Raw genomic sequence first — 8,634 nt, 5'->3', positions numbered from 1 at the left:
CTGCTGATCGACGAGATCGACAAGGCCGACATCGAGTTCCCGAACGACCTGCTGCAGGAGCTCGACCGGATGGAGTTCTTCGTCTACGAGACCGGCGAGACGGTCCGGGCGAGGACGCGGCCGATCGTCGTCATCACCTCGAACAACGAGAAGGAGCTGCCGGACGCCTTCCTGCGCCGCTGCTTCTTCCACTACATCCGCTTCCCCGACGAGGAGACGCTGGCGCGGATCGTCGAGGTTCACTTTCCCGGCATCAAGCCGCGGCTGATCCGGGCGGCGCTGACCCAGTTCTTCGAGATCCGCGAGACGCCGGGGCTGAAGAAGAAGCCCTCGACCTCGGAGGTGCTCGACTGGCTGAAGCTGCTCGTCGCCGAGGACCTCTCGCCCGAGGACCTGCGCCAGGACCCGGCGAGCGCGCTGCCGCGCCTGCATGGCGCGCTGCTGAAGAACGAGCAGGACATGCATCTGTTCGAGCGCCTCGCCTTCATGGCGCGCGGCCGCCGGTCGTGAGGGCCGCCGCCACTTTCTTGCGTGACACTTCCGGGAGGGCATGCTATTGTGCACCGCAACATAAGAGGGATTCCGTCGATGTTCGCGTTTTTCGAGCAGCTAAGCCTTGCGAATGCCTGGATAAAGTACGCGCTGGCCTACCAGGAGATGTCGATGGCGGCCGGCGAGGTCATCATGCGCCGCAGCATGAGGATGTCGCAGGGCAAGATGACCGGTCCCGAGGCGGTCGGCATGGTGATGGAGAAGGCCACCGCCTTCGCCGCGGCCAGCGAGCGGGCCGCCGTGGCGGCGGCGACCGGCGCCAACCCGGCGCGCATCGCCAGCGCCGCGCTGAAGCCGATCCGCACCAAGACCCGCTCGAACGCCCGCAAGTACCGCCGCTGAGCCACCCGCCGCGGGAGGGCGCCGCGTGACCGGGATCCGCCCGGTCCGGCCCGAGGACGAGGCCGCCTGGCGGCGGCTCTGGCGCGGCTATCTCGACTTCTACGAGACCGAGCTGCCCGAGGCGGTATACGCCACGAGCTTCGCGCGCCTCGTCGACCCGGAGGTCGGCGACTATCACGGCCTCCTCGCGTTCCAGGGCGGCGAGCCGGTCGGCCTGGCCCACTACATCTTCCATCGGAGCGGCTGGCAGATCGCGGACGTCTGCTATCTGCAGGACCTCTACGTCGCCCCCGAGGCGCGCGGCGCGGGCGTCGGGCGGGCGCTCATCGAGGCGGTCTATGCCGCGGCCGACGCCGCGGGACGGCCGAACGTCTACTGGCTGACCCAGACCTTCAACGCCGCGGCGCGCCGGCTCTACGACCAGGTCGCCACGGTCACCCCCTTCATCCGCTACCGCCGCGGGTGAGCGTGCGCGGCGCCCTCCTCGCCTGCCTGGCCGTCGCCGGCCTCGCCGCCTGCACGGCCGCGCCGCGGCCCGAGATCACCTCGGTCCGCTTCGGGGCGGTCACGCTGCCGAGCGGGGTCGCCCGCTCCAACCTCGACCTGGCGCAGGACTTCCTCGAGCTCACCTTCGCCCTCGAGAGCGGCGAGAAGCTCGACCACCTGCTGCGCTACGAGGAGCCGGTGCGGGTCTATCTCGCCTCGCCCGCGCTCGCGGCCTATGCGCCCGACCTCGCCGACCTCACCCGGCGGCTGCGCACCGAGGCGGGGATCGACATCGCCGTGACCGACGACCCGGAGGCGGCGCAGATCCGGCTCGAGATGGTCCCGGCCGAGGAGATCAGCCGCATCTTCCCGACCGCGGCCTGCTTCATCGTGCCGGGCGAGACGGACTGGCGCGGGTTCCTCAACCGCCGGAGCGACGCGCGGCTGCGCTGGTCCGACCAGGAGACGCTCGGCAAGGCGGCCATCTTCCTGCCGGTCGACACCACGCCGCAGGACGTGCGCGACTGCCTGGCCGAGGAGATCACCCAGGCGCTCGGGCCGGCGAACGATCTCTACCGGCTGCCCGACTCGATCTGGAACGACGACAACTTCCACGGCATGGCGACGGCCTTCGACATGCTGATGCTGCGCGTGCTCTACCAGCCGGAGCTCCGCAGCGGGATGAGCCGGGAGGAGGTGGCGCGGCTGCTGCCGCGGCTCCTCGACCGGGAGAACCCGAAGGGGCGCGGGCTGCCGCGCCAGCCGCGCCAGCCGGAATCGAAGGCCTGGGCGCGGGCGATCGAGGCGGCGCTCTCGCGCGATGCGCCGCGGTCGAAGCGGGTGAGCTCGGCCACCCTCGCGACCGAGATCGCCGCCGAGATGCGGCCGGTCGATCACCGGCTCGGGGTGGCGCTGCTCACGCTCGGGCGGCTGAGCCTGCGCCGCGACCCGGCGGCGGCGGCCGACGAGTTCACCCAGGCCTATGCGCTCTTCATGCGCCAGTTCGGCCCCGACGACGTGCGCACGGCGCAGGCCGGCGTGCATCTCGCGGCGCTGGCGCTCGGCACCGGGCAGTACCGGCTCGCGATCGAGCTCGCCGACCGGCACATCCCGGCGGCGCAGGCCGGGCAGAACGCGGTGCTCCTGGCCGGGCTCCTCTCGATGAAGGCCGAGGCGCTGGCGGCGCTCGGCGACACCCAGGCGGCGCAGGCCACCCGCCTCGACAGCCTCCGCTGGGCTCGCTATGGCTTCGGGGACACCGACGGGGCGCTCGCCCGCGAGCAGGCGCAGCTCGCGGCCCTCCTCCGCCTCGAGAAGAAGTGAGGGGTTCATGCTGATCGTCGCCGCCTTCGTCCTCGGCGCCTTCCTCGGCTGGCGCCGCGCCGCGCGGCGGGGCGGCGACCGGGCCGACCGGCTGCAGTATGCGGCCGGGCACGGCATCGCGCTCGCGCTCGCGGCGCTCGTGCTCGTGGTCGTCCTCGGGCGGCTCGGGCTCGTCTGAGCCGCCATGTACGGGCGCTTCTTCGCCGAGCTGCGCGCCGCGCGGGTCCCGGTCTCGCTCCGGGAGTATCTGGCGTTCCTCGAGGCGCTCGACGCCGGGCTCGCGCTCCACGACGCGGAGGGCTTCTACTATCTCGCGCGGGCGGCGCTGGTGAAGGACGAGCGGATGATCGACCGCTTCGACCGGGTGTTCGCGCATGTCTTCGGCGGGCTCGAGGGGCTGACGGTCGAGGCGATCGTCGCGCGGGCCGAGCTGCCGGCCGACTGGCTGCGGAAGCTGATCGAGCGGCACCTGACCCCGGAGGAGAAGGAGGAGGTCGCGGCGATGGGCGGCTTCGAGGCGCTGATGCGCAAGCTCGCCGAGCGGCTTCGCGAGCAGGAGGGGCGGCACCAGGGCGGCTCGAAGTGGATCGGCACCGCCGGGACCTCGCCGTTCGGGGCCTTCGGCTACAATCCCGAGGGGGTCAGGATCGGGCAGGACGAGGGGCGGCACGGGCGGGCGGTCAAGGTCTGGGACCGGCGGGAGTTCCGCAACCTCGACGACGCGGTCGAGCTCGGCACGCGCAACATCAAGGTGGCGCTGCGCCGGCTGCGCCGCTGGGCGCGCGAGGGGGCGGCGGAGGAGCTCGACCTCTCGGCCACCATAAGGCGCACGGCGGAGCAGGGCTGGCTCGACGTGATCACCCGGCCGGAGCGGCACAATGCGGTGAAGGTGCTGCTCTTCCTCGACGTCGGCGGGTCGATGGACCCGCACGTGCGCGTGGTGGAGGAGCTCTTCTCGGCGGCGCGGAGCGAGTTCAAGCATCTGGAATACTTCTACTTCCACAACTGCGTCTATGAGGGGGTCTGGCGCGACAACCGCCGCCGCTGGGACCGGCAGACGCCGACGGCGGAGGTGCTCAACACCTACGGGCCCGACTACCGGGTGATCCTGGTCGGGGATGCGGCGATGTCGCCCTACGAGATCACCGAGCCGGGGGGCGCCAACGAGCATTGGAACGCCGAGAGCGGCGAGGTCTGGCTGCGCCGCCTGCTCGACGCCTGGCCGCGGGCGGTCTGGATCAACCCGATGCCGCGGGCGGGCTGGGGCTATTCGCACTCGGTCGCGATGATCGCCGCGATCATGGGCGGGCGGATGTTCCCGATGACGCTGGCCGGGCTCGAGGCGGGGATCCGGGAGCTCGCCCGGTGAGCGAGGCCCTCTGGGACGAGGGGCCCTTCGCCCCCTGCCCCGCCCCGTTCAACATGGCGGCGCATACCTTCGCGCCGGCGGAGCGGCGCCCGGAGAAGGTGGCGCTCGAGGTGCTGGGGGCGCCCGGCGAGGTGGTGGAGCGCTGGACGCACGGGGCGCTGGCCGAGGCGGTGCGGCGGACGGCGGGCGGGCTGGCGGCGGCGGGGCTGCGGCCGGGCGAGCGGGTGCTGCTGCGGCTCGGCAACAGCTCGGACTTCCCGATCCTCTTCTTCGCCGCCAACGCGCTCGGGGCGGTGCCGGTCGCGGTCTCGGCGCAGCTGACGGTGGCGGAGGTCGGGGCGATCCTCGCCGACCTGGCGCCGGCGCTGGTCTGCCTCGGCGCGGGCCTCGCGCTGCCCGAGGCGCCGGGGGCGCCGGTGATCGCGGCGGGGGAGATCGCGGCGCTCCGGGGGCACGAGCCCCTGCCCTATGCGGCGACGGCGCCGGACGATCCGGCCTACATGGTCTATACCTCCGGCACCTCGGGCGGGCCGAAGGGCGTGGTGCATGCGCAGCGCGCCGCCTGGGCGCGGCGGATGATGTGGGACGGCTGGTACGGGCTGACACCCGAGGACCGGGTGCTGCACGCGGGCGCCTTCAACTGGACCTTCACGCTCGGCGCCGGGCTGACCGATCCCTGGGCGATCGGGGCGACGGCGCTGATCCACGCCGGGCCGGCGGACCGCACGGTCTGGCCGCGGCTGATCGCGGCGCACGGGGCGACGATCTTCGCCGCCGTGCCGGGCGTCTACCGGCAGATGCTCGGCGAGGTGGGCGCGCTTCCGGCGCTCCGGCACGGGCTGAGCGCCGGCGAGGCGCTGCCGGCCGCGGTCAGGGAGGCCTGGACGGCGGCGACGGGGCGGCCGGTCTACGAGGCGCTCGGGATGTCGGAGGTCTCGACCTACGTCTCCTTCTCGCCGGCGCGGCCGCCGGTCGCCGGCTGCGCCGGCTATCCGCAGCCGGGGCGGCGGGTGGCGGTGATCGGCGAGGACGGGGTGCCGCTCGGGCGCGGCGAGGACGGCCTGCTCGCGGTGTCGCGGCGGGACCCGGGGCTGATGCTCGGCTACTGGCGGCGCGCGGCGGAGACGGCGGCGGCCTTCCGAGGCGAATGGTTCGTGACCGGCGACCGGGCGCGGATGCGCGCGGACGGGGCCATCGTCCATCTCGGGCGGGCGGACGAGGTGATGAACGCGGGCGGCTTCCGGGTGAGCCCGGCGGAGGTCGAGGCGGCGCTGGCGGCGCATCCGGGCGTCGCCGAGGCGGCGGCGGTGGAAATGCCGGTCCGTGAGGGTGTTTCCGTCATCGCGGCGTTCTATGTTCCGGTCGAGGCGCCGGTGGCGGAGGCGGAGCTGGCGGCGCACTGCGCCGGCCGGCTGGCGCGCTACAAGTGTCCGCGGGTGTTCCGGGCGGTCGCGGCGCTGCCGCGGGGGGCGAACGGCAAGCTGCTGCGGCGCAGGCTCAGGGAGGGTTGAGCGGTGGGCGGGATCGACTGGCGGACCGAGGGCGTGCGGATCGTGAAGGCGGGCGAGCTCGACCTCAACACGGCGCAGACGCCGGGGATGACCCGGGCGGCGGCGATCAACCACGCCAGGGCCGGGGCGAACAAGCTCTGGGCGGGGACGGTGCGGATCGAGCCGAACGCGAAGACCGGCGCCCACCACCACGGGCATCTCGAGAGCATCATCTACGTGGTGCGCGGGCGGGCGCGGATGCGCTGGGGCGAGCGCCTCGAGTTCACCGCCGAGGCGGAGCCGGGGGACTTCATCTTCGTGCCGCCCTACGTGCCGCACCAGGAGATCAACGCGCTGCCGGGGGATCCGCTCGAATGCGTGGTGGTGCGGAGCGACCAGGAGGCGGTGGTGGTCAATCTCGACATCACCCCGGCCGAGGCGGTCGAGGAGGTGCGCTGGGTCGACCCGAACCATCCGGAGGAAGGGGCGTGACCCGGCTCGAGATCGTCTCGGACGTGGTCTGCCCCTGGTGCTACCTCGGGGCGGCGAACCTGATGCGGGCGGTGACGGCGCAGGAGGGGCATCCGTTCGCCATCCGCTGGCGGCCGTTCCAGCTCGACCCGACCATCCCGCCGGAGGGGATGGACCGGGCGGACTATATGCGCCGCCGGCTCGGCGACCTCCCGCGGATCGAGGCGGCGCACCGGCGGCTGGTGGATATGGGGCGGGAGGTCGGGATCGACTTCCGCTTCGACCGGATCGGGCGCGCGCCGAACACGCTCGACGCCCACCGGGTGATCCGCTGGGCCGAGCCGGAGGGGCTGCAGACGCGGACGGCGATGGCGCTCTTCCGCCGCTACTTCGAGCTCGGCGAGGACGTGTCGGACCCCGAGGTGCTGCGCGGCGCGGCCGAGGAGGCGGGGCTCGACGGGGCGGCGATCGCGGCGCTGCTGGCCGGCGACGCCGACCGGACGGAGGTGCGCCAGGAGGTGGCGGCGGCGCAGGAGATGGGGGTGACGGGGGTGCCGACCTTCATCCTCGCCGGGCAATACGTGCTGTCGGGCGCGCAGCCGGTCGAGGTCTGGGCGGACGTGATCCGCCAGATCGAGGCCGCGACGCCGGGGGCGTGACGGAGGAAGGGCAGCGCCCTCCCCGTCCGTCCCCGCCCGAGGCCCTGCCTCGGGCAGCGCCCGGGAGCGGCCGTCCTACAGGGCGCGCGAAACCAGGGTCGCCGCCGCCCGGGCGCGGCGCCATTCGCCGGGGGGCATGCCGAGGCGCTTGCGGAAGGCGCGGTTGAAGGCCGCCTCGGATTCGTAGCCGACCTCGGCGGCGGCCTGGGCGATGCCGAGGCCCTGCACCTCCATCAGCCAGGCGGCGCGCTGCAGGCGCCAGGTGGCGAGATACTGCATGGGCGGCAGGCCGACGAGGGCGGCGAAGCGCTCGGCGAAGACCGAGCGGGAGAGGCCGACCTCCTGGGCCAGCGCGTCGAGGGTCCAGCGCCGGGCCGGCTGGCCGTGCATCAGCGCCAGCGCCCGGCCGACGTGGCGGTCGCGCAGGCCCGAGAGCCAGCCGGTGGCGTCGCCCGGCAGGGCGGCGAGGTGCTGGCGGATGGCCTGCAGGAAGAGGAGCTCGCTCAGGCGGGCGAGGATGGTCTCGCCGCCGGGGGTCGGGGCCTCGCTCTCGGCGATCGCCATGCGCACCAGCTCGTCGTTGGGGCGGACGACGAGGAGCGGCGGCAGCGCCTCGAGGACCGGGTTGAACGGGCGCGCGTCGCAGCCGATGAAGCCGCAGGAGAGGCGGGCCTCCGGCCCGGCCCCGCCTCCCGCCGTCAGGGCGTAGGGCAGGCGCTGGTCCTCGCGGCGGCGGTAGAGGTCGAAGCGCGGGGCGGTGCGCATGCCGGGCTCGCTCGAGATGACGTGCTCGCGGCCGCCGGTGACGATCACCGCCTCGCCGGCGGCGACGCGGAGCGGCGGGGTCCCCTCCCGCTCGATCACCTGCGCCCAGGCCTCGCCCTCGAGCAGGAAGTGGAAGGCGAGGACGCGCTCGCTGCCCGGCATGGCGGCGCTGAGCGCCGGCGAGGCCGGGGACTGGACCGCCCAGGGCGGGCGGGCATGGACGTCGAAGAGGACGGCGCCGGTCAGGCGGACGACGCGGAGGACGTCGGACAGGACGTCCATGCGGAGCCTCCCCTGGCAGAGCCGGACGCTCGGGCAAGTCTTCCGGCAGGCCGATCATAGGCCAGCCGGGCCTCCGCGGCTATCGTCCGGCCATTGCCTCAACCATTTCAGCGGAGACTTTCCATGCTCGACCAGGATTTGGAGACGTCGCTCCGGGCGGCGTTGCGCGGCGACGTGCTGACGGCCGGCGATGCCGACTACGAGGCGGCGCGGCGCGTCTACAACGGGATGATCGACCTCCGCCCGCGGCTGATCGCGCGCTGCGCCGATGTGGCGGACGTGATCGCGGCGGTCGGCTTCGGTCGCGACCAGGGGCTGCCGATCGCCATCCGCGGCGGCGGGCACAACGGCGCGGGCTTCGCGAGCGTCGAGGACGGGCTGGTCGTCGACCTCTCGGCGATGCGCGGCGTGCGGGTGGACCCGGAGGCGCGCACGGTGCGGGTGGGCCCGGGCTGCACGCAGGGCGACGTCGACCATGCGGCCGCGGCCTTCGGGCTGGCCTTTCCGGCCGGCATCTACTCCGGCACCGGGATCGCCGGGCTGACCCTCGGCGGCGGGCACGGCTATCTCAGCCGCAAGCACGGGCTGACCGTCGACAACCTGATCGAGGCCGACGTGGTGCTGGCGGACGGCAGCTTCGTGACGGCGAGCGCGGACAGCCACCCGGAGCTCTTCTGGGCGCTGCGGGGCGGCGGCGGCAACTTCGGGGTGGTGACGAGCTTCCTCTTCCGGGCGCATCCGGTCGGAAAGGTCTTCGCCGGGCCGATCGCCTACGACGTCGCCGAGGCGAAGCGGCTGATGCGGCGCTACCGCGACTGGCTGCCCGGCTCGCCCGAGGATCTCTGCGTCTTCCTCGGCCTGAAGCGGGTGCCCTCGGCCGACCCCTTCCCGCCGG

General features: G+C 73.8%; 11 protein-coding genes. 10 read left to right on the top strand and 1 reads right to left on the bottom strand.

Annotation, left to right across the window (positions count from 1 at the left end; all coding sequences use genetic code 11):
• The 9 genes from Q0112_RS02335 to Q0112_RS02295 all read left to right on the top strand — a co-directional run.
• Positions 1 to 510 (top strand): MoxR family ATPase (locus tag Q0112_RS02335; RefSeq protein ID WP_297970873.1); only part of this gene is annotated, 510 nt, incomplete at its 5' end.
• A gap of 78 nt (positions 511 to 588) precedes the next feature.
• Positions 589 to 894 (top strand): antifreeze protein, encoded by a 306-nt coding sequence (locus tag Q0112_RS02330; RefSeq protein WP_297970871.1) that lies wholly within the window; start codon positions 589 to 591, stop codon positions 892 to 894.
• Positions 895 to 919: 25 nt separating this feature from the next.
• Positions 920 to 1,360: a GNAT family N-acetyltransferase gene (locus tag Q0112_RS02325; protein ID WP_297970868.1), complete on the top strand. Its 441-nt coding sequence runs from the start codon at positions 920 to 922 to the stop codon at positions 1,358 to 1,360.
• A gap of 2 nt (positions 1,361 to 1,362) precedes the next feature.
• A complete protein-coding gene (locus Q0112_RS02320) occupies positions 1,363 to 2,703 on the top strand; it encodes a DUF2927 domain-containing protein (RefSeq protein ID WP_297970865.1) in 1,341 nt (446 codons plus the stop codon).
• A 7-nt stretch (positions 2,704 to 2,710) separates the two neighbouring features.
• Entirely contained in the window at positions 2,711 to 2,881 is a 171-nt protein-coding gene (locus Q0112_RS02315) for a hypothetical protein (protein WP_297970863.1), read from the top strand.
• A gap of 6 nt (positions 2,882 to 2,887) precedes the next feature.
• A complete protein-coding gene (locus Q0112_RS02310) occupies positions 2,888 to 4,072 on the top strand; it encodes a VWA domain-containing protein (RefSeq protein WP_297970860.1) in 1,185 nt (394 codons plus the stop codon).
• Complete coding sequence (locus Q0112_RS02305) at positions 4,069 to 5,583, top strand: AMP-binding protein (RefSeq protein WP_367278429.1); 1,515 nt, start codon at positions 4,069 to 4,071, stop codon at positions 5,581 to 5,583. The genes Q0112_RS02310 and Q0112_RS02305 overlap by 4 nt, the downstream gene beginning before the upstream one ends.
• Before the next feature lie 3 nt (positions 5,584 to 5,586).
• Positions 5,587 to 6,054, top strand: coding sequence for a cupin domain-containing protein (locus tag Q0112_RS02300; protein ID WP_297970857.1), 468 nt, complete (start codon positions 5,587 to 5,589; stop codon positions 6,052 to 6,054).
• Positions 6,051 to 6,692 (top strand): DsbA family oxidoreductase, encoded by a 642-nt coding sequence (locus tag Q0112_RS02295; RefSeq protein WP_297970855.1) that lies wholly within the window; start codon positions 6,051 to 6,053, stop codon positions 6,690 to 6,692. Before Q0112_RS02300 ends, Q0112_RS02295 begins: the two co-directional genes overlap by 4 nt.
• Before the next feature lie 75 nt (positions 6,693 to 6,767).
• Here the strand turns inward: Q0112_RS02295 and Q0112_RS02290 are convergent, their stop codons facing one another.
• Positions 6,768 to 7,739 (bottom strand): AraC family transcriptional regulator, encoded by a 972-nt coding sequence (locus Q0112_RS02290; RefSeq protein ID WP_297970853.1) that lies wholly within the window; start codon positions 7,737 to 7,739, stop codon positions 6,768 to 6,770.
• Positions 7,740 to 7,862: 123 nt separating this feature from the next.
• On the opposite strand from Q0112_RS02290, the gene Q0112_RS02285 reads away from it, so the two are divergent.
• A partial coding sequence (locus Q0112_RS02285; protein WP_297970851.1) for an FAD-binding oxidoreductase occupies positions 7,863 to 8,634 on the top strand: 772 nt, incomplete at its 3' end.

It is taken from the genome of uncultured Amaricoccus sp. (genome assembly GCF_937858865.1).
In the GTDB taxonomy this organism is placed as follows: domain Bacteria; phylum Pseudomonadota; class Alphaproteobacteria; order Rhodobacterales; family Rhodobacteraceae; genus Amaricoccus.
Note: the sequence above shows the minus strand (reverse complement) of the source record. Positions and strands in the feature narration are given on the sequence as shown.

Bases quoted from the DNA above. Each gene is read 5' to 3' on its own strand.
- Q0112_RS02290 (WP_297970853.1), bottom strand. From the start codon at position 7,739: ATGGACGTCCTGTCCGACGTCCTCCGCGTCGTCCGCCTGACCGGCGCC.
- Q0112_RS02330 (WP_297970871.1), top strand. From the start codon at position 589: ATGTTCGCGTTTTTCGAGCAGCTAAGCCTTGCGAATGCCTGGATAAAG.
- Q0112_RS02315 (WP_297970863.1), top strand. From the start codon at position 2,711: ATGCTGATCGTCGCCGCCTTCGTCCTCGGCGCCTTCCTCGGCTGGCGC.
- Q0112_RS02310 (WP_297970860.1), top strand. From the start codon at position 2,888: ATGTACGGGCGCTTCTTCGCCGAGCTGCGCGCCGCGCGGGTCCCGGTC.